The organism is Streptomyces sp. NPDC060366, assembly GCF_042725135.1.
Taxonomy (GTDB): Bacteria; Actinomycetota; Actinomycetes; order Streptomycetales; family Streptomycetaceae; genus Streptomyces.
Map to the genome: position 1 here is coordinate 305724 of NZ_JBHXDC010000005.1, position 20136 is coordinate 325859.

Genomic DNA, 20136 nt, shown 5'->3' on the forward strand with positions numbered 1-20136 from the left:
AGGCGACTCGTGACCGGTGCCGACGCCCGACGGGTGCTCGGCACCGGTACCGCCGACGGCCTCTCGCGGTCATCCGGCGCCGCTGCGACGCGGCCGGGTCGCTGCGTCCTCGTACGGCCCGGTGCGGCTTACGCTGCGGTGGCTTCACTGCCGTCGAGCGAGAACGAGGTGCTGTGGAATGCCGACGACCATGCGCAAGTGGGCATGGCTGCCCGTTCTGGCCATTGGGCTCGGGCTCTACTTCCTCGTACAGAGCACCCTCATCGACACCGGCAACATCAACTACGTACCGTCCATGATCCTGTTGGGCGCGGTCGTCGTCCCTCTCGCCTTTCTGACCTTCGTCGCCGGTCGTACGGGTGAGTGGCGGATCGGGCCCTTCGTACTCGCGATCGCGGCGCTGTTCGGCGGCGTGGTCGGGATCGTGACCGCCGGGCGGCTGGAGTTCGAAACGCTCCGCGGCCTGGGCACGTCGTCCCTGATCGGCATCGGCCTGATCGAGGAGTCGTGCAAGCTCATCGTCCCGGTACTGATCCTGGTGTGGCAGTGGCGACGCGGCACCGTGCACGTCGGGGACGGGCTGCTCATCGGGGTCGCGGCGGGTATGGGGTTCGCCGCGCTGGAGACGATGGGGTACGCCTTCACGGCGCTGCTGGCGTCCCAGGGGAACATCGGGGACGTCGAGGAGACCCTGTTCCTGCGCGGACTGACCTCACCCGCCGCCCACATGGCGTGGACCGGCCTCATCTGCGGAGCGCTGTGGGCGGCCGTGGCGGCGCGGTGGTCGCTGGCGGCCACCGTACGGCTGATGGTCACCTTCGTGTTCGCGGTCGCCCTGCACGCGCTGTGGGACGGCGTCACCGGACGCGTCACGTACTTCCTCCTGGCGGCGGTCTCGCTCAGCTGGCTCCTCGTCGAGCTCCACCGGAGCAACACCCTGACCTGGGACGGCCCGTCGGGGCGCGACAGTCCGTCGGGGCGCGTACGACGCCCGTGAGGGGACGCTAAGTTGGCCTCCATGTACTCCACCCAGGTCTCCCGGCTCGTACGGGCCCCGCGCGCGGTTGTCTACCGCGCCCTGCTGGACGGGGACGCGGTCGCCAAATGGCGGGTGCCCGCCGGTATGAGCAGTCAGGTGCACGAGTTCGACGGCCGTGAGGGCGGGCGGTTCCGTGTCTCACTCATCTACGACGCGCCGACGGACACCGGGAAGTCGGCGGCGAACACCGACACGTACCACGGGCACTTCGAGCGGCTCGTGCCGGACGAACGGGTGGTGGAGGTCCTCGAGTTCGAGTCTCCCGATCCCACGCTGCGCGGCGGCATGACCATCACGACCACGCTCAACGACGTGGACGGCGGTACGGAGGTGGTCCTGCTGCACGAGGGGATCCCGGACACGGTGCCGGCGGCGGACAACGAGACCGGTCAGCGCATGGCTCTGGACAATCTCGCCCGGCTCGTCGAAGGGGACGAGCCGTCGGCCGGTTGACTCCGCCGGCGGCCCGGAACCGCTCACGGCGGTACGAGTGGCTACGAGCGGCGGCCGGGTTTGCCGCGCCTGCCGCTTTTCGCCCCGCCCGAACCGCCGCCGCCGCGGGGATTCTTCCCCGTCGACTTTCCGGCGGCGGGCTTACGCCGCGCGCCGCCCGAGTCGGAACGTCCGGGCTTCGGTTTCGGCTTGGCCTTCGATGCCTGCTGTTCCTGCGCCGGGGCCGGGCGGCGGCCCCGTGAGCTGTTGACGGTGCGCCCGCGCACGATCCCGATGAACTCCTCGACCAGGTCGGTGGTCCGCTCCTCCGGCCACGACAGGGCGACACGCGACTCGGGGGCGTCGGAGACCGGGCGGTAGGTGAGGTCCTTGCGGTGGTGCAGCCGGGCGAGCGACTGCGGGACGACGAGCAGGCCGATGCCCGCCGCGACCAGTTCGACGGCGTCCTCCGTCGTGGCGGGGCGCTCGTTCGCGGGCCGTCCGGGCAGGCGCCCCTCCCAGTCGAGGGTGTCGTCGAGGGGGTGCAGCACGATGTCGTCGGCGAGATCCGCGACGGACACCTCGTCGACCGCGGCCACGAGATGGTCCTTCGGGACGAGGACGACGGTCGTCTCGGTGTAGAGCGGGATCGCGCTGAGATCGGTCCGGTCGACCGGCAGGCGTACGAATCCCGCGTCCGCGCCGCCCGCGCGCAGCGTGCCGGCCGCTTCGGCCGCCGACACCGTGGTGAGGGTCAGCGGGATGTCGGGCAGCCGCTCGTTCCAGATCCGCACCCACTTGCCGGGGATCACTCCCGGGACGTACGCGAGGCGGAACGTGGGGGACGCGAGGGGTACCTCCGAGCCTGTCACGCCGCCAGGCTACCGGCCGTGGTCAGGAGCCCCGCACCGGCTCGATACTCTTGGCACCATGACGTCGCACCAGACCACCCAGACCATGAAGCCCGCCACGGCGGCGAAGAAACTGGGTGTGTACCTCGAGGCCACCCCCGCCGATTTCCAGGAGGGCGTCGTCTCGCGCGGCGAATTGAACGCTCTCCAGGCCGATCCGCCCGAGTGGCTGGTGGAGTTGCGGCGCGAAGGCCCGCATCCGCGGCCGGTGGTCGCGGCCAAGCTGGGTGTCTCCATCGCGGGTCTCGCCCGCGGCGGCGTCACCGAGGCCCTCACGACGGAGCAGATCGACGCGCTCAAGGAGGAGCTTCCCGCGTGGCTGCGGCGCGAGCGCGCCACCCAGGCCGAGGTCCGCAAGGAATCGGTACGCATCAAGGAGAAGAACGCGGAGCGGGCCGACGAGGCCCGCCGCCCGCGCACCTGACCGGCGGCGGGACGGCGGGACGGCCGGGCGGGCCCGACCGCTCGGCGTACGGGCCTACCGGGCGGGCGTCCTGCTGCGGTCGGTCAGCAGGGACCAGATCACGAAGACGCCGATCGCGATGGCGATCACCGCCCAGACGGGCTGGTAGGGCAGCCACATGAAGTTCGCGACGATGCTCACGGAGGCCATGCCCACCCCGATCACCCGCGCCCAGGGCGCGCCGCTCATGATGCCCAGCCCGGTGAGGACCAGGAGCGCGCCCACGACGAGATGGATCCAGCCCCACGAGGTCAGGGTGAACTGGTAGGTGTAGCTGCCGTTGAGCGTGTACACGTTGTCCCGCGCGATGCTGACGACGCCGTTCAGAACGGCCATGACGCCGTCCACGAACAGCAGCACCCCCGCGAACATCGCCCCGCCGGTCGCCCACGTGTGGCCACCGTGCCCGCTGCGGGACGGTGTGTGATGAGCCCCCGAAGGGGACGCGGTCTGAGCCATGAGAGCCTCCTCGGCCGAGTACGTGGCCCGCTCTCCGGACCACTCCGGCATGGGGCCGACAATCCGCCGCCCTTGCCCCCACGACCACCCGGACTGGTCCGTTCGGGTGAACGGTCACGGACCGGTACCGCGCGACTACGCGGACCCGCTTTCGCGTCACGCGCACCGGTGCTTACGGAGAGTCATTCCTGGATGTGGATGGCGAGCGCCGGACAGACGGACGCGGCGTGGCGGGTGTCGGTGGCCTGGTCGGCCGAGGGCTCGGCCGTGAGGAGTACGGCGATGCCGTCCTCGTCGCGCTGGTCGAACACGTCCGCCGCGGCGACCACGCACTGTCCGGACGCGACGCACTTGTCCTGGTCGAGGGTGATCTTCATGAAGGCTCCTTCGGTGGGGGCCGGCCGTGGTGGGCCCGATGGCTCGGGTCGGGGCCGGATGGGGGCGGGAGACCGCGTGTGGAGTCGGGTGGAGGAAGGCGGGGGCGGACCGGTCACCAGGTGACGGGCAGTTCGTACACCCCGTAGACGTTGCCGTCGTGCTTGAACGGAACCCGCTCGATATCGGCCGCGAGCCGCAGGGTGGGGATGCGGCGGTAGAGGGTGCTGTAGACGACCTGGAGTTCCAGCCGGGCCAGTGGCTGGCCCAGGCACTGGTGGACGCCGAAGCCGAAGGCCACGTGATGCCGGGCGTCGCGCTCGATGTCGAGGCGGTCGGGATCCGGGAAGGCGTCGGGGTCGCGGTTGCCGATGTCGTTGGCGATGATCAGACCCTCGCCGGCGCGGACGTGTCGACCGGCGATGTCGATGTCTTCGAGCGCGACCCGGCGCCGGCCGTTGTGGACGATGTTGAGGTAGCGCAGCAGCTCCTCGACCGCCGATGCGACCAGCTTGGGATCGTCGGAGTCACGCAGAAGTTCCAGTTGGGCCGGGTGTTCGAGCAGGGCGAGCGTGCCGAGCGCGATCATGTTCGCGGTGGTCTCGTGTCCGGCGATCAGCAGCAGCACCCCCATCTGGGCCGCTTCGTTACGGGTCAGCTCCCCCGACCTCACCCGCTCGGCGAGGCCGGAGAGCAGGTCGTCGGCGGGATCGGCGAGCTTCTTGCCCATGAGGTCGTCCAGATAGCCGAGGAGCGCGCGCTGGGCGCCCGTTCGCTGCTCGGGTTCGGCGTCGCGCTTGATGACGATCTTGCTGTTGTCCTGGAAGAAGTCGTGGTCGGCGTAAGGGACTCCGAGCAGTTCGCAGATGACCAGCGAGGGCACCGGCAGGGCGAACGCGTCGACCAGGTCGACCGGTTTGGGACCGGCCAGCATGTCGTCGATCAGCTCGTCGACGATCCCCTGGACGGCCGGGCGCAGCGCCGCCACCCGTTTGATGGCGAAGGGCGCGGTCACCATGCGCCGCAGACGGGCGTGCTCGGGGTCGTCCATCAGTACGAAGCTGGCGGACCCGCCGCCGGGCGGGAGCGCCACCTGAAGCGGGTAGCCGGGCCTGTTGATGTCGGCGCTGACCCGGGGGTCGGCGAGCAGGGCGCGCTGTTCGGCGTACCGGGTCACCAGCCACGGGGTGCTGTCGTCCCAGAGCCTGACCCGGGTGAGCGGGGCCTCCTTCTGCTGCGCGACCGCGGTCGGGGGCGGGTCGAACGGGCAGCCGGCCGCCCGGGTCATCGGGAAGTGCGGCACTGCGGCCGGGCTCTCGCCGGCCGATTCGACGGTGCTGGTCATGAGTCAGCTCCAAGGGGGGTGTGGTGTGGGGGCTTTGAGGTGTGTGTGGCGGGGTGGCTGTCAGCGCAGGGCGGGGGTCCGGGCAGGTCCGCCGGCGAGCGCGTCGGCGACGTCCCCCCGGCGCAGACGGGTCTGCTTGGGCATGTTCCAGCCGAGAACTCCGGTGACCAGGCCCGCACTTCGGTACAGCGCGACGAACCGTCCGGTCGCCGGGTCGCCGTCCACGACGGTCATCTCGGCGCCGGCGCCGGCGGGAACGACACCGTGCACCTGGATCTTCGTGTCGTACTGGTCCGTCCAGAAGTACGGCACCGGTGTGTACGCCCGGTCGGCGCCGAGGATGTTGGCGGCGACGGTCATGGCCTGTTCGGAGGCGTTGGTGCGGTTCTCCAGCCGCAGCGGCTCGCCGAGCTGTTCGTGATGCCACCGCGCCACGTCCCCGACGGCGTACACGCCCTCGCCCGCGCGGCAACGGGAGTCGCAGAGAAGGCCGTTTTCCACCGGCAGGCCGCTGTCGTGGAGCCATCCGGTCACCGGTTCGGCGCCGATCGCGACCACGACGAGGTCGGCGGGCAGCAGCTCTCCGTCGTCCAGACGTACACCGGTGACCCGGCCCCCGCTGCCGACCAACTCGCGCACTCCGGAGCCGAGTCGCGGGCGGACCCCGCGCCCGGTGTGCAGTTCGGTGAGCAACTCGGCGACGCCGTGGCCGAGTTGGTTCGCCATGAGCGCGTGCTGAGGTCCCACGACGGTGACGTCCAGACCCATGGTGCGGGCGGTGGCGGCGATCTCCGCGCCGAGTACGCCGTCTCCCACGACCACGAGCCGCGCCGCGCCCAGCAGGCCGGCGCGGAGCGCGATCGCGTCGTCGAGTGTGCGCAGTACGTGGACCCCGGCCAGCGAGGCTTGGCCCGGCAGGGTTCTGGGGCGCGTTCCGGTGGCCACGACCACCGCGTCGGCGCGCAGTGTCCGCCCCGACGCGGTGCGCACCGTGCGGGTCGTGGCGTCCAGGCCGACCGCCGGGTCGCCGAGGACGAACTCGGCGTCCAGCGCCGACAGGGCTTCCCCCGGACGCAGTTGGGTCCGTTCGGGCTGCCAGGTACCGGCGAGGACCTGCTTCGACAGCGGTGGCCGGTCGTACGGCTGGTGTGTCTCCGCGCCGACGACCGTCACCGCCCCCGTGCAGCCGAGGCGTCGTAGTGCTTCGACCGTGCTCAGGCCGGCCGCCGACGCGCCGACCACCAGCACGTCGGTGGCGGCGCGGACCGTGGTGTGTGGCGGACGGCCCACTGGTGCTCTCATCGTCGGAACTCCTCCGTCTGCGGTTCGGGAAGGAACGTGGGGGTGCGCAGGGGTGGCAGGGCATGCGGCGGCCCGGGAGCGGGATACCTCGGCGGACGAGGCCCCTCAGGTGATCAAGCGGGGGTGCTGATCAGGGGCGGGTGACGGGGGCCAGCCACAGCCCGACGATCGCGTCGATCAGGCCCGTCCCGGCGTCGCGCCAGCTCGACCGCGGAGTGGCGGCGCCTAGGGCCTGTCGTTCGGATCTTGCCAGGGACCGCGACCCCGGCAAGATCCGAACGACAGACCCTAGCGCGAGGGCCCGTTCCCGCTCGGCGCACATGTGCACCATCAGCTGACGGGCCATGTCTCCGCGCTCCGCCCGTACTTCGGCGGGCAGATCGGGCAGGCACTCGTCGAGCCCCTGGATGATCCGGTGGAGCGAGGACGCGTCGAGCGAGTCGGTGACCACGATCTCGCGCAGACCCGGATCGGTCATGACCTGTGCGGCGAACCGGGCGTACCAGGTGGGGCTGCCCAGCTCGGCAAGGTGATCGGTGATCGGGCGCACCAGACAGGCCACCCAGTCCCGTACGTCGGAGGAATCGCCGGCCTCGGCGACCATGCGCAGCCGGAGCTGTTCGACCGGCAGGGCATGCTTGCGGACGATGGCCCGCACGAGGTCCGTCTTCGTACCGAAGTGGTAGCCGACCGCGGCGTTGTTGCCCTGTCCGGCCGCTTCGCTGACCTGGCGGTTGGAGACCGCGAACACTCCGTGCTCGGCGAACAGCCGTTCCGCGGTGACGAGGATCAACTCGCGCGTCGCGTCGGCCCGTTCCCCACGGCCGGTCTTCCCTGTCACGGGCACGAGCGTACCGGCACTCCGCGCGGGGGGATCCATCCCGCCTCCTCGTGGTCGGCTTCCGCGTTCGTGATCAGTGAACCTCGCCCAATCTTCTAATGCAAGCGACTGACTTAATTTCGACGGCGGCCCTGTGGTGCATTCGGCCGGACACTGCACGGCAACGGAGTGGTCTCCCCCACCTCCCGGTTATCGGGGGGCGCCCGATGTGTATAGACGCAGAGTCCGAAGTACCCCTGCAGAAAGGGAAAGACTCATGCGTCTCCGTACGACAGTCGCCGCCACCGCGCTCGCCGCTCTCACCCTCCTCGGCAGCGCGAGTGCTGCCACAGCCGGCGAGCGGGGCGGGGAGCACGATGGCACCAACATCGTGAACAGCGAGATCGTCAACACGTGGATCGAGGACAGCTTCAACACCATCATCGTCTTCGGTAACCAGTTCTAAGACTCCTCGCAGTCGCCGGCCCCTCGTGGTGATCCGCGAGGGGCCGGTGGCCGTCTGTGGGAGCCGGCCACCGGCCCTGTCCGGCGGGCGGCCTCAGAGCGAGCCGGGGACGACGAACAGGCCCCAGGTGACCAGGGGCCCGACCAGGGCGATCCCGAGACCCCAGGTCATCAGCCGGCGGAAGACCAAGTCGCGCTGATCGGCGGGGGTGTTCGCGGTGACCAGCGCACCGCTGGTGGAGAAGGGCGACGCGTCCACCACCGACGCGGATATCGCCAGAGCGGTGATGAGCCCCACGGCTCCCACCTGGCCGGTGAGCAGGAACGGTACCGCCAGGGGGATCAGGGCCCCGAGCATGCCGGTGGTCGAGGCGAAGGCCGACACCACGGCGCCGATCAGGCAGATCAGCAGGGCGCCGAGGAGCGGGGCCTGGATGTCCGCGACCCGCTCACCGAGGTAGTCGATGGTGCCCATGCGTTCCATCTGGCTGACGTAGGTGACGATGCCGCAGACCAGCAGCACGGTGGACCACGCGCAGCGGTCCACGGCGCCCTTGGCCGACTGCGGCGCGACCAGGGACAGGACCACCGCGATGGTGAGCGCCATCAGGCCCACGTCCAGGTCGAAGAAGAGTGCGCCGGCGACCAGGCTGAGGAGTCCGAGGAGGGTCAGCGCGCGCGGGAGGTCGAGACTCGGGGGCTCCGGCGGGGTGATGGCCTTGCCTGCCGTTTCGGCCGCGCCGCTCCGCTCGTCGGTACCGTCGTCGGCGCCGTCCCCACCCGTCGTCGCGATTCGCCCGAGCAACTGCCGGCCGCCGAATATCAGGAAGATGATGACGCACAGGCCGACGTTGAAGAGGAACGAGGCGGTGAACAGCAGCGCGGGGTTGCCGGGGAGGTCGTTGCGTTCGACCACGTTGTTGGTGATGCTGCCGAACACACCGATCGGCGAGAAGCCTCCGGCGCTGGCCCCGTTGGCGATGAACAGGCCCATGAGCACGGGGCTTATGCCGTACGAGGCGGCGAAGCCGAGTCCGATGGGCGCCACGATCCCGACCGCGGCAGGCGTGACCGCGCCGACCGCCGTGAGGACCGCGGTGACCAGGAACATGACCCAGGGAATGAGGGCGATCCGGCCGCGTACCGCTTTCACCGCCGCGTTGACGAGCCAGTCGACCGTGCCGTTGCTCTTCGCGATCCCGAACAGCAGGGTCACGCCGACCAGCACGACGAACAGATCGCCGGGGAAGCCGGAGAAGATGTCGTCCGTGGACTCGTTCACCACCGTGGAGCCGACGATGAACGCCGCCACGATGGCGAGCACGCCGAGGTGGACCGAGGAGAAGGTCGCGATGGCGAAGATCAGTACCAGGGCGATGATGGAGATGACTTGATCTGACACGAGGGCTCCCTTGCCGTCGACCGAAGGGCATGTCGCGTTGCATCAGGGCGCGTCGGCGCGTCACGGGAGGTGCGCGCGGCACCGGAGATGCCGGAATGGAGGCGGCGCGTGAACGTTCCGCCCAGGTCCCGGACCGGGTCCCGGAGAAGCCCAGGGATGGGTGAATCATTCCGCCAGACGGAAATCGATTTCCGCAGTCGGGAGTATTGAAGGGATTTTCCGGCGGCGTCAAGGGTCCTGCCGGAATCCCTCTCGACGGACGGCGCGGCGGACAGGGAGCTCGGCACCCTCCCCGTACGGCGGGAACGAGACGGTCCGGCCCTCGTCGCGCGGACCGCCTCGTGTCACTCAAGTCCGTTGCCGGACAAGGCCGTTCACCACTCGCGCGAGTGGCCCAGCGCCGCGCTGACCTGCCGCGCCGTCTCGCTCACGAGCGCTCCGTGCGCGGCGGTCGACTCCGGGGTCATCCGACTGGTCGGCATGTTGACGCTGATGCTCGCGACCGGCGTACCGGACTCGCCCAGGACCGGGGCCGCGACGGCGGAGACGTCGGAGCGCCATTCGCCGGTGTTGGTCGCGTACCCACGCTCACGGATCCGCGCCAGCTCGGCGAGCAGCACGTCCCGGTCGGTGACGGTGGCGTCGGTGAACTCCTCCAGCCCCTGGGCGAGTTGTCGCTCGATCACCTCCGGCGGGCTAGCGGCGAGTACGGCCTTGCCGTTCGCCGAGGCGTGGATGGGCAGATGGATGCCCAGGGCCAGGATGATCCGTACCGCCTTCGAGGTCTCCAGGCGCTCGATCAGCACCACCTTGTCGCCGTCCGGGACGGTCAGATGGACCGTCTCGTCGGTGCGTCTGCGCAGATCCTCCATGAGCGGCACGGCCACGTCGCGCAGGCTCAGCTCCCCGGTGGCGCGGCGGCCGACCTGGAGGGCCTTGGTGGTCAGGACCCAGCGGGTGACCTCACCGCCGGCCGGGCGGATCCAGCCCGCGGTGTCCAGCGTGCGCAGCGCCCGTTGCGCCGAACTCTTGGGCAGGTCGAGGGCGCGGGCGAGGTCGGCGACACCCACCGGCTGACGTGCGGAGACCTCTTCCAGCACCCGAAGTGCGTTGAGAACGCTCTGCATCCGTTGACTCCCGAGTGGTCGGCTCTTATAGTCCGTGTGCCATCAGACGATACATCGTGCCACATCGTGGCACACCAAGGGGGTTGGCCATCGTGACCACTCGCACCGGGCGGCACTTCTTGCAGATCCCGGGCCCCACAAACGTCCCCGACCAGGTGCTCCGCGCCATGTCGGCGCCGACGATGGACCATCGAGGTCCCGAATTCGCCGCGTTCACCACGGACTTGCTCACCCGCCTCGGACCGGTCTTCGGCACCACCGGACCCGTCGTGGTCTTCCCCGGCTCCGGCACCGGCGCCTGGGAGGCCGCACTCGTCAACACCCTCAGCACCGGCGACCGGGTCCTGCACGTGGAGACCGGCCACTTCGCCACGCTCTGGCAGCGCATGGCCACCGAACTCGGCCTCTACGTCGACTTCGTGCCGGGCGACTGGCGGCACGGCGCCGACCCGGAGGCCGTCGCCGAACGCCTGGCGGCCGACACCGCCCGTACGGTCAAAGCCGTCTGCGTCGTGCACAACGAGACATCGACCGGCGTCACCAGCCGGGTCGCCGAGATCAGGCAGGCGATGGACGCGACGGGACACCCGGCGCTGCTGCTCGTCGACACCATCTCCTCGCTCGGCTCCATCGACTACCGGCACGACGAATGGGGCGTCGACGTCACGGTGGCCGGCTCCCAGAAGGGGCTGATGCTGCCGCCGGGCCTGAGCTTCAACGCGGTCAGCGAGAAGGCCATCGCCGCTTCCCGCACCTCGCGACTGCGCACCTCGTACTGGGACTGGGGGCCCATCATCGAGGCGAACAGCCGCGGCTTCTTCCCGTACACCCCCGCCACCAACCTCCTCTACGGGCTCGACGAGGCACTGCGGATGCTTGAGGCGGAGGGACTGCCCGCGGTGTTCGCGCGGCACGACCGGCATGCGGCAGCCACCCGAACAGCCGTGCGCGGATGGGGACTTGAGGTGCTGTGCGCCGACGAGCGGGAGCATTCGTCCGCGCTCACCGCGGTCCTCGTGCCCGAGGGTGTGGACGCCGACAAGGTCCGGCAGATCATCCTCGACCGGTTCGACATGTCCCTGGGCGCCGGGCTCGGCAGGCTTGCGGGGCGGATCTTCCGGATCGGCCACCTCGGGCACTTCAACGACCTGACTCTCGCGGGCACCCTCGCCGGGGTGCAGATGGGCCTTCAGCTGGCGGGCGTACGCGTGGATCCCGGCGGGCTGACAGCGGCGCTGGACGTCCTGGGCGCGGAGTGAACACGGATCATCGAGGAGGTTGCCGAGCATGACCGTCACCAGGGGCGAGCGCCCCACCCATGACAGCGCGCGGAACCAGGAGCTGGCCCGCGAACTCCGGCGGGACCTCGTCAAGGATCTGGAGGGAGAGGTCGGGTTCGACGACTACACACGGCAGTTGTTCGCCCGCGACGCGAGCATGTACGCGATCACCCCGCTCGGGGTGGCCTTCCCCCGGCACACCGATGACGTCGCCGCGGCGGTCGCCGCCGCCGCGGCCCACGGGGTGCCGGTGGTGCCGCGCGGCGCCGGGACGAGTCTGGCCGGCCAGACCGTCGGCCCCGGCCTGGTCCTGGATCTGTCCCGGCACATGAACCGCATCGTGGAGCTGGACGCCGACAGCCGTACGGCGCTGGTCGAGTCCGGAGTCGTACAGGACCAGCTCAACCGGGCCGCGAGTCCGTGGGGGTTGATGTTCGGTCCGGACACCTCGACCAGCAACCGGGCCACCATCGGCGGGATGATCGGCAACAACTCGGCCGGCAGCGGATCGGTGCGCCACGGCATGACCATCGACCACGTACGCGAACTCGACGTGGTGCTCTCGGACGCGAGCCGGGTCCGGCTGGACCGCGTCGACGAGGCCGAACGCGCGCTCCGGGCAACCCGGTCCACGCTGGAGGGCGCGCTCTACCGCGAGCTGCCAAAGATCGTACGGGCCAACGCGGCCGCCATCGCGGAGGGCTTCCCCGCCCACTGGCGCCGGGCCTGCGGCTACCGGCTGGACCGGCTGGCGCGCGAGGACAGCGTCTTCGACCTGGCCAAATTCGTCGTCGGCTCGGAGGGGACGCTGGCCGTCGCCACCAGTGCGCTGGTCGATCTGGTGCCCAAGCCGAGCCGTACGGTGATCGCCGTCGGCCACTTCACCTCCGTGGCCGGAGCGATCGACGCGACACAGGACGCGCTGGCCTGCGACCCGGCGGCCGTGGAGCTGATGGACCGTACGATCCTCGACCTGTCCCGCCGCAAGATCGAGTACGCGGCGCTCGGCGATCTGCTGAACGGGGAGCCCGAGGCCCTGCTCTTCGTCTCGTTCAGCGGTGACGACGAGGCCGAGCTGCTGGGGCAGTTGAAGCGGCTCACCACGCTGTGGTCCCGGCACGGACACGGCTACCACACCCTGCGAGCGGTCACCCCGGCCCAGCAGTCGTCCCTGCTGAAGGTCCGCAAGGCCGGTCTCGGTCTGCTGATGGCGGCCAGTGAGGGCACCCGGCGCCCGCTGGCGTTCGTCGAGGACACCGCGGTCGATCCGATCCATCTCGCCGACTACACCCGCAGGTTCAAGGAAGTCCTCGACCGGCACGGGATGACGGCCGGTTTCTACGGCCACTGCTCGGTCGGCTGTCTGCACATCCGGCCGTATCTCGACCTCGCCGACCCGGCGGACGTGGTGAGGATGCGCAGCGTCGCCGTCGAGATCAAGGATCTGGTCGCCGAGTACGGCGGGGTGAACTCCAGCGAACACGGCGACGGACTGGCCCGCAGCGAGTTCAACCGGGAGATCTTCGGAGACCGGTTGTACGAGGCGATGCGCCAGGTCAAGCGGTTGTTCGACCCGCACGACGTGCTCAACCCGGGCAAGATCGTGGACGCGCGGCCGATGACGGAGAACCTGCGGGACGCGGCACTGCCGCCCGCCGAGCCGCTGCGGACCCGGCTCTCCTTCGAAGTCATCGGCGCGGGAGCGGCGCACGGGGCGGGCAACGGCGAGGACGGCGGCAGCGGCGCCATGCGCGCGGCGGCGGACCGCTGTATGAACATCGGTCTGTGCCGCAAGGCCGGCAGCGGCACCATGTGCCCCTCGTACATGGCCACTCGTAAGGAGGAGGACTCCACCCGCGGCCGGGCCGCCGCCCTCGTCAAGGCCCTGTCCGAACCCGACCCGCGGGCCGCGCTCGGCGACGAGCGTCTGCACGAGGTCCTCGATCTGTGCCTGATGTGCAAGGCGTGCAAGAGCGAATGCCCCCTCGGTGTCGACATGGCGACCCTCAAGAGCGAGGCGCTCTCGCACTACCACGACAGCCACGGGGTGCCGTTGCGCTCCCGCCTCTTCGGTTCGATCCGGCTGCTGAACCGGCTGGGATCCGCGACCGCGCCGCTGTCCAACCTGCCGGGGCGCAGCACACTGTTGCGCCGGCTGATGGACCGTACGGTGGGCATCGCCCCGGCGCGACCGCTGCCGGTCTTCGTGCGCCACAACCTGTCGCGCTGGTTCCGGCGCCGTACGCCCGCCACCCACGCGGTCACCCAGGGCACGGTCACCTATCTCGCCGACTCCTTCACCACGTTCACCGAGCCGGACATCGGCCGGGCGGCCATCCAGCTTCTGGAGCGGGCGGGTTGGGACGTGCGGCTGGAGAGCGGCGTCTGCTGCGGCCGGTCCAGCCTCTCCAAGGGACTGGTGGACGACGCGAAGGACAAGGCCCGTCATCTGGCGGACACCCTGAGCGCGTCGACCGAGGCCGGCTCGCCGGTCGTGGGCTGCGAGCCCTCGTGTCTGATGACACTGCGCGACGAGCATCTGTCCCTGCTGCCGGACGACCCCGCGGTCAAGGACATCGCCGGGAGGGTGCGCCAGGTCGAGGAGTTGCTCGTCGAAGCGATCGACGACGGGCGGCTGCGACCGCGTGAGGACTCCTGGCTCGCCGGGCGCACGCTCGTCTACCACGGCCACTGCCACCAGAAGGCGGAGGTGGGCACGGCCGCGACGGTCGCGCTGCTGAGCCGTATACCGGGTGTCTCGGTGGTCGAACTCGACGCCGGGTGCTGCGGGATGGCGGGGTCGTTCGGCTTCGAGTCCGAGCACTACGACGTGTCGATGACGGTCGGCGAGGACCGGCTCTTCCCGGCGATCGAGGCGGAGCCGCCGGACACGGTCGTGGTCGCCACCGGGGTGTCCTGCCGTCAGCAGATCTTCCACGGCACCGCGCGCGACGCGTGGCATCCGGTCCAACTGCTGTGGGAGGCGGTCACGTCCGACTGAGCGCGACGAGCCGACCGGGGCGACCGGGCCCGGTGGCGCGGGGCCCGGTGGCGGCCGGCTCGGCGTCAGGCCGCGTACGCGTGGGGTGAGTAGGTCAGATAACCCTGGTCACCGCCCTGGTAGTAGGTGGCCTCGTCGACCGGGGCGATCGGCAGTCCGCCGCGCAGCCGTTCGACCAGATCGGGATTGGCGATGAAGGCCCGGCCGAAGCTGACGAGATCGGCGCCCAGCCCGAGCCAGTGGTCGGCGTCGTCCTTTCCGGTCTGCTTCGGCCCCATGGGATAGACGGGGTTCATGACGAGGGTGCCCGGCCATGCCCGGCGCAGGGCGATCAGGACGTCTTCGTCGGTGGTGGCCTCGATATGGACGTAACCCAGGTCGAGCCGGGCCAGCTCGGTCAGCAGCGCGGTGTACATCTCGGGGACGTCGCTCTCCTCGACTCCCCAGAAGGTGGCGCCCGGTGAGAGCCGGATGCCGGTCCGGTGCGCGCCGATGGCCTCGGCGGTGGCGGCCGCCGCCTCGACGGCGAAGCGGATCCGGTTGGCGACCGGGCCTCCGTAGCTGTCGGTGCGCAGGTTGGCGTTGGGGGAGAGGAACTGCGAGATCAGATAGCCGTTGGCGCCGTGGAGTTCCACCCCGTCGAAGCCGGCGTCGACGGCGCGGCGGGCGGCCCGCGCGTACGACAGCGCGTGGTCGGACACCTCGGCGGTCTCCAGCGCGCGCGGCGTCGGGGCGGGCCGGGGCCCGGCCGGGGTGAACACGTCACCGACGGCGGGGACGGCGGACGGACCGACCGGCAGCTCGCCGATGGTGTCGGGGTGCGAGACCCGCCCGCCGTGCATGAGCTGGGCGAAGATCCGTCCGCCGTTGGCGTGGACGGCGGCGGTGACGGGGCGCCAGGCGGCGACCTGCTCATCGGTGTGGAGTCCGGGAGTACCCGGGTTGGACTGACCGATGGCGCTCGGCTGCACTCCTTCGCTCACGATCAGCCCGGCCGTGGCCCGCTGGGCGTAGTAGGCCGCCATCGACGGGGTCGCCAGTCCGCCGGCGGCGGCCCGGACCCGGGTCATCGGCGCCATGACGACACGGTTGGGCAGCGTGAGGCCACCGAGCTGGTAACTGGTGAACAGGGTCGTCACGTCAGGACTCCTTCGTGATCCGCACTGCCCGGGCGTCGGGCACTGCGGCTACGCTAAAACCTCACATCGATGTCAGAGGCAAGCCCTGTGACGCAGGACACAGCCAGGAGGACCCGTGCGGATCGGTGAAGTCGCGTCACGCGCCGGAGTCAGCGTCAGATCCGTGCGCTACTACGAGGAGCAGCACCTGGTCGCCAGTACCCGCAGCCCCAGCGGGCAGCGGCACTACACGGAAGCCGACGTCGAGCGGGTCGAGTTCATCCAGCGGCTGTACGCGGCGGGCCTCTCCAGCAGCACCATCCTGGCGCTGCTGCCCTGCGTCGACGCGCCCAGCGAGGAGAACTCCGACGCGGCGCTGGTGCGGATGGAGCAGGAACGCGACAGGCTCTCCGAGCACATCGCCGACCTCGTACGCACCAGGGAGGCGCTCGACGGGCTGATGGCCACGGCGCGGGAGTACCGCGAGTGGCTGGGAACGGCCGACCGGGCCTCTTAGGCCCTGTCCGGCGGATCTTCGGGGATCGGCCCGGGGCGTCTGGTGCGGTACATCGCAAGGCGGAGGATCGTGCTCGTACTGGACGTACTTGAATGATTCGACAACGCAGCGAGGTGCCGTGCCAGGCGCCCCGGGCCCCCGAAGATCCGCCGGACGGGGCCTAGGCCCTGTCCGGCCGGCACTCGTTCACCTCTGCGGGCTCAGCCCCGCCACGGTCAGCCGGAAGAGACGGTCCGCCCGGGCGGCCGGGTCGGGGTGGTGCTCCGTGGCCAGCGCGATGCCGACGGCGAGTGTGATCAGGTCGGCGACGGTGACGCCGGCCGCGACGGCGCCGTCCCGCGCGGCGCGTCGGAGCAGTGGGACTCCCGCCTCTTCCAGCGCCGCCGAGCAGGCGTTGTCGTGCACCGGGTCGGGCGGGGGCCCGTCGTAGGCGAGCGTGGCCGCCAGTCCGCGGGCGGAGGCACAGTAGGCGACGACGTCGCCCAGCCATTCCAGCAGCGCGGCCCTGCTGTCGTCCGCGCCGGTCAGATCGTGGGCGCGGTCGCTCAGGGCCTCGATCCGTTTCCGCGAGACCGCCTCGAGCAGGGCGCGGCGGGTGGGAAAGTGCCGGCGCACGGTGGCCGAGCCGACCCCCGCGGTGCGGGCGATCTGTTCCAGGGAGGCGTCGGCCCCGTGGGCGGCGACCTCCTCCTCGGCCACGGCGAGGATGCGCGTGTAGTTGCGCCGGGCGTCGGCGCGCTGGTGGTCGGGCATGGCTGGTGTCACCTCCGGCTTTGTTAAATGGCGCGCCCCGCCGTATCGTACCCGAATAGAAACGGCGGGCCCCGCCGTTTCGTTTCCCGGCGTCCCCCGGAGGATCCGCATGTCCACAGATTCCGCACCCGTCCTGGTCACAGGCGCCACCGGCAGGCAGGGCGGCGCCACCGCCCGCGCCCTGATCGCGGCGGGCGTACCCGTCCGCGCGCTGGTGCGCGACCGGTCCACCGAAAGGGCCAGGGCCGTCGAAGCGCTCGGCGCCGAACTGGTCACCGGCGATCTGCACGACCGCGACTCCGTGGTGCGGGCCGCCAAGGGTGCTCGCGCCGTCTTCTCCGTACAGATGCCGGCCATGAACGAGGACGGCTTCGACTTCGAGGGGGAGGTGACCCAGGGCGTGAACCTCGTCGAGGGTGCGAAGGCGGCCGGAGTGCGGCAGTTCGTGCACACATCGGTCACCGGCGCCGGGCAGCACACGCGGGCCCCCGGCTGGGCCGAAGGCCGCTGGGCCGCGATGGAGCCCACCCTGGGAGCCAAGAGCGCGATCCAGGACCGGGTCCGCGAGGCCGGCTTCCACCACTGGACGCTGCTCAAGCCGGGCACGTTCATGGAGAACTTCCTCCCGTCCATGGCGTTCCTGCTCCCCCGCGGCGTGGAGGGCGGTCTGGTGAGCGTCCTGAAGCCGGAGACCCGGCTGTCCCTGGTGGCGGTGGACGACATCGGCAGGGCGGCGGCCGCGGCCGTCGACGCGCCGGAGCGGTTCGACCGCGTCGAACTGGAGCTGGCGAGCGACCACCTGTCGATGACGGAGATCGCCGAGGTCCTGTCCCGCGCCCTGGGCACGCACCTGTCGGCTCCGGACATGACGGAGGAGGAGGCTCTGGCCGCCGGAATGCCGCCGATGGGCGCCACGCACGAGTGGATGAACGCGGTCCCCCAGCCGGGCCGCCCCGAGTTCGCGAGGGACCTCGGTATCCCGCTCACCAGCTTCGAGGAATGGGCACGGGCGCACATGCGCGCCACGGCCTGATCCGCGCCGGGTCGGCTCAGGCGGCGGAGACCGGGACCGTGGCGGTCGCGTCCTCCTCCGGCAGGGCCGACATCCCCGCGGCACAGCCGCGCCCCACCGACACGGACACCGTCGGTGGGGCGGTCCGGTGCCCGCTGCGCGTCACTCCCAGACGACGATGTTGCGCCGCACCGGGACCGCGCCGGAGTCCGTGGCGAACAGTTCGGGTGAGCGCTCCCTGATGCGCTCGACATCGTCGAACACCGCCCGCAGATGGGCGCGCATGGCGGCACGGGCCAGGGGGACGTCGCCCGCGAGAACCGCGTCGAGGATGTCGACGTGCTGGTCGGCGAAGCCGGACGACGACGCGGTGTCGTAGAGGCCGAGCCGCCGCGCGCGGTCGAGATGCCCCTTGGCCGAGACGACGGTCGCCCAGGCGTTGCCGTGGCCGCTCAGCCGCAGCAGCCCCTGATGGAACGCCTCGTCCAGCTCGAAGAAGTCCTCCAGGCCGAGGCCGGGCCGCCGCTGCTCCTCCAGGTTCTGGCGCAGTTCGTCGACCAGATCAGGGTCCGGCTCGGCGGGGAGGTCTTCGAGTGAGGCCAACTCCACGGCCTCCCTGAGGAATTGAGCGTCCGCCACCTTCGCCGGGTCGACGCGGGAGACGAAGGACCCCACCTGCGGGAAGACCTGCACAAGGCCCTCCTCGGAAAGCAGGATCAGGCTCTCCCGGATCGGCGTGCGGCTCACCCCGAGCGACGCGGCAAGTTCGTTCTCCGACAGGGCCGCGCCCGGAGGGAACTCAAGCGTCAGAACCTTGCGCCGCAGCGTCGCGTAGACGGAACGGCGACTGGTCCGCTGCCGGTTCGATTGAGCCATGCGCTCATCGTATCGGGGCGCCGCGCCCATCGATGCCTCCCGTTCGACGGCTGCGTCCACCTCACCACGGTCGACACCACACAAGTATTGCATCCCTTCGCGACCGATGCTTGTATACCAGTCGTGTCGACCAGTGGAGGGCCCGCTTCCGCCCTGTCAGGCACCGTATGGATCGTCCGAAGAAGTGAACCGAGGCAACCGAAATGGACCTGGTGGACCGGAGTGGACCTGTGAGCAAGATCGAGCGCGTAGAGGTGTTCGTCGCCTCCCCCGGGCGGACCTTCGTCACCCTGCGCATCACCACGTCGGACGGAGTCACCGGCCTCGGGGACGCCACGCTGAACGGCCGTGAACTGGCCGTGGCGAGCTATCTGCGGGACCACCTCGTGCCCCTGCTGATCGGCAAGGACCCCGCCCGTATCGAGGACATGTGGCAGTACCTGTACCGAGGCGCGTACTGGCGGCGCGGCCCGGTCACCATGACCGCGATCGCCGCCGTCGACACGGCCCTGTGGGACATCAAGGGCAAGACCGCCGGTCTGCCCGTCTACCAGCTGCTCGGCGGACGCTCGCGCGACGGCGTCACGGTCTACTCGCACGCCAGCGGTACGGACATCCCGTCCCTGCTCGACGATGTCGACCGGTTCCTCGACCTCGGCTACAAGGCGGTACGCGCGCAGGCCGCCGTGCCCGGTGTCGGCGGCAGCTACGGAGTCCGCAAGGGCAAGGTGTACGAACCGGCCGCGACCGCGCTGCCCGACGAGCAGCCCTGGGACACCGAGGCGTATCTGCGATTCGCGCCGACCTACCTGGAGGCCGTCCGCGAGCGTTTCGGCTTCGGATTCCATCTGCTGCACGACGTGCACCACCGGCTCACCCCCATCGAGGCGGCCCGCTTCGGCAGGAGCGTCGAGGACAGCCGGCTGTACTGGATGGAGGATCCGACGCCCGCCGAGAACCAGGAGGCGTTCCGGCTCATCCGGCAGCACACGACCACGCCGATCGCGGTGGGAGAGGTGCTGAACTCGATCTGGGACGTACAGCACCTGATCACCGAGCAGCTCATCGACTACGTACGCACCACCGTCGTCCACGCCGGCGGGATCACCCATCTGCGCCGTATCTTCGACCTGGCCGCCCTCTACCAGGTACGGACCGGCTCCCACGGGGCGACGGACCTCTCCCCTGTCTCCATGGCCGCCGCGGTGCATGTGGACATCGCCGTACCGAACTTCGGCATCCAGGAGTACATGGGGCACCCCGAGGAGACCGCCGAGGTCTTCCACAGCGGAGTCACCTTCGCGGACGGCATGCTGCACCCGTCCCAGGAGCCCGGCCTCGGGGTCACGTACGACGAGAAGGCGGCGGAGCGCTTCCCGTACCAGGCCCGCTATCTGCCGGTCGCCCGACGTCTCGACGGGTCGGTGCACGACTGGTGA

Annotated in this window: 20 protein-coding genes; 9 read left to right on the top strand and 11 right to left on the bottom strand. The window is 70.6% G+C overall.

Annotation, left to right across the window (positions count from 1 at the left end):
- Positions 1–178: 178 nt before the first annotated feature.
- Complete coding sequence (locus ACFWHU_RS16190; protein WP_387225313.1) at positions 179–997, top strand: PrsW family intramembrane metalloprotease; 819 nt, start codon at positions 179–181, stop codon at positions 995–997.
- 21 nt (positions 998–1018) lie between these two features.
- Positions 1019–1492 (top strand): SRPBCC family protein, encoded by a 474-nt coding sequence (locus tag ACFWHU_RS16195; protein WP_385798735.1) that lies wholly within the window; start codon positions 1019–1021, stop codon positions 1490–1492.
- 41 nt (positions 1493–1533) lie between these two features.
- On the opposite strand, the gene ACFWHU_RS16200 is transcribed toward ACFWHU_RS16195, so the two are convergent.
- Positions 1534–2343 carry a LysR family substrate-binding domain-containing protein gene (locus tag ACFWHU_RS16200; RefSeq protein WP_387225314.1) on the bottom strand — a complete coding sequence of 270 codons (810 nt, stop codon included), beginning with the start codon at positions 2341–2343 and terminating at the stop codon, positions 1534–1536.
- Positions 2344–2401: 58 nt separating this feature from the next.
- Here ACFWHU_RS16200 and ACFWHU_RS16205 point away from each other — a divergent pair, with 58 nt between their 5' ends.
- Entirely contained in the window at positions 2402–2806 is a 405-nt protein-coding gene (locus ACFWHU_RS16205) for a DUF5997 family protein (RefSeq protein WP_385798731.1), read from the top strand.
- Positions 2807–2860: 54 nt separating this feature from the next.
- Here the strand turns inward: ACFWHU_RS16205 and ACFWHU_RS16210 are convergent, their stop codons facing one another.
- The 5 genes from ACFWHU_RS16210 to ACFWHU_RS16230 all read right to left on the bottom strand — a co-directional run bounded on the left by ACFWHU_RS16210 (position 2861) and on the right by ACFWHU_RS16230 (position 7167).
- Positions 2861–3304, bottom strand: coding sequence for a hypothetical protein (locus ACFWHU_RS16210; RefSeq protein WP_385798729.1), 444 nt, complete (start codon positions 3302–3304; stop codon positions 2861–2863).
- Between the two features lie 182 nt (positions 3305–3486).
- The gene (locus ACFWHU_RS16215) at positions 3487–3681 is read right to left on the bottom strand and encodes a ferredoxin (protein WP_387225315.1); all 195 of its coding nucleotides are present in this window, start codon (positions 3679–3681) and stop codon (positions 3487–3489) included.
- 113 nt (positions 3682–3794) lie between these two features.
- Positions 3795–5024: a cytochrome P450 gene (locus ACFWHU_RS16220; protein ID WP_387225316.1), complete on the bottom strand. Its 1230-nt coding sequence runs from the start codon at positions 5022–5024 to the stop codon at positions 3795–3797.
- 60 nt (positions 5025–5084) lie between these two features.
- Positions 5085–6326, bottom strand: a complete 1242-nt coding sequence (locus ACFWHU_RS16225; protein WP_387225317.1) for an NAD(P)/FAD-dependent oxidoreductase — start codon at positions 6324–6326, stop codon at positions 5085–5087.
- A gap of 130 nt (positions 6327–6456) precedes the next feature.
- Entirely contained in the window at positions 6457–7167 is a 711-nt protein-coding gene (locus ACFWHU_RS16230) for a TetR/AcrR family transcriptional regulator (RefSeq protein ID WP_387225318.1), read from the bottom strand.
- Between the two features lie 256 nt (positions 7168–7423).
- On the opposite strand from ACFWHU_RS16230, the gene ACFWHU_RS16235 reads away from it, so the two are divergent.
- Positions 7424–7612 carry a hypothetical protein gene (locus tag ACFWHU_RS16235; RefSeq protein WP_385792526.1) on the top strand — a complete coding sequence of 63 codons (189 nt, stop codon included), beginning with the start codon at positions 7424–7426 and terminating at the stop codon, positions 7610–7612.
- A 93-nt stretch (positions 7613–7705) separates the two neighbouring features.
- On the opposite strand, the gene ACFWHU_RS16240 is transcribed toward ACFWHU_RS16235, so the two are convergent.
- The gene (locus tag ACFWHU_RS16240) at positions 7706–9013 is read right to left on the bottom strand and encodes an SLC13 family permease (RefSeq protein ID WP_387225319.1); all 1308 of its coding nucleotides are present in this window, start codon (positions 9011–9013) and stop codon (positions 7706–7708) included.
- Between the two features lie 374 nt (positions 9014–9387).
- Positions 9388–10140: an IclR family transcriptional regulator gene (locus ACFWHU_RS16245; RefSeq protein ID WP_387225320.1), complete on the bottom strand. Its 753-nt coding sequence runs from the start codon at positions 10138–10140 to the stop codon at positions 9388–9390.
- A gap of 92 nt (positions 10141–10232) precedes the next feature.
- Between ACFWHU_RS16245 and ACFWHU_RS16250 the strand changes: the two genes are divergently transcribed.
- Both ACFWHU_RS16250 and ACFWHU_RS16255 read left to right on the top strand, forming a co-directional pair.
- Positions 10233–11399, top strand: coding sequence for a pyridoxal-phosphate-dependent aminotransferase family protein (locus ACFWHU_RS16250; protein WP_387225321.1), 1167 nt, complete (start codon positions 10233–10235; stop codon positions 11397–11399).
- Between the two features lie 28 nt (positions 11400–11427).
- Entirely contained in the window at positions 11428–14421 is a 2994-nt protein-coding gene (locus ACFWHU_RS16255) for an FAD-binding and (Fe-S)-binding domain-containing protein (RefSeq protein WP_387225322.1), read from the top strand.
- Positions 14422–14486: 65 nt separating this feature from the next.
- Here ACFWHU_RS16255 and ACFWHU_RS16260 read toward each other — a convergent pair whose 3' ends face one another.
- On the bottom strand, positions 14487–15560 hold the full coding sequence (locus ACFWHU_RS16260; RefSeq protein WP_387225323.1) for an alkene reductase: 1074 nt from the start codon (positions 15558–15560) through the stop codon (positions 14487–14489).
- Positions 15561–15675: 115 nt separating this feature from the next.
- On the opposite strand from ACFWHU_RS16260, the gene ACFWHU_RS16265 reads away from it, so the two are divergent.
- Entirely contained in the window at positions 15676–16056 is a 381-nt protein-coding gene (locus tag ACFWHU_RS16265) for a MerR family transcriptional regulator (protein WP_387225324.1), read from the top strand.
- A gap of 186 nt (positions 16057–16242) precedes the next feature.
- Here ACFWHU_RS16265 and ACFWHU_RS16270 read toward each other — a convergent pair whose 3' ends face one another.
- Entirely contained in the window at positions 16243–16809 is a 567-nt protein-coding gene (locus ACFWHU_RS16270; protein WP_387225325.1) for a TetR/AcrR family transcriptional regulator, read from the bottom strand.
- 109 nt (positions 16810–16918) lie between these two features.
- Between ACFWHU_RS16270 and ACFWHU_RS16275 the strand changes: the two genes are divergently transcribed.
- Complete coding sequence (locus ACFWHU_RS16275) at positions 16919–17842, top strand: NmrA family NAD(P)-binding protein (RefSeq protein WP_387225326.1); 924 nt, start codon at positions 16919–16921, stop codon at positions 17840–17842.
- Positions 17843–17983: 141 nt separating this feature from the next.
- On the opposite strand, the gene ACFWHU_RS16280 is transcribed toward ACFWHU_RS16275, so the two are convergent.
- Positions 17984–18697, bottom strand: a complete 714-nt coding sequence (locus ACFWHU_RS16280; RefSeq protein ID WP_385792535.1) for a GntR family transcriptional regulator — start codon at positions 18695–18697, stop codon at positions 17984–17986.
- Between the two features lie 203 nt (positions 18698–18900).
- Here ACFWHU_RS16280 and manD point away from each other — a divergent pair, with 203 nt between their 5' ends.
- Positions 18901–20136, top strand: a complete 1236-nt coding sequence (gene manD / locus ACFWHU_RS16285) for a D-mannonate dehydratase ManD (RefSeq protein WP_385792536.1) — start codon at positions 18901–18903, stop codon at positions 20134–20136.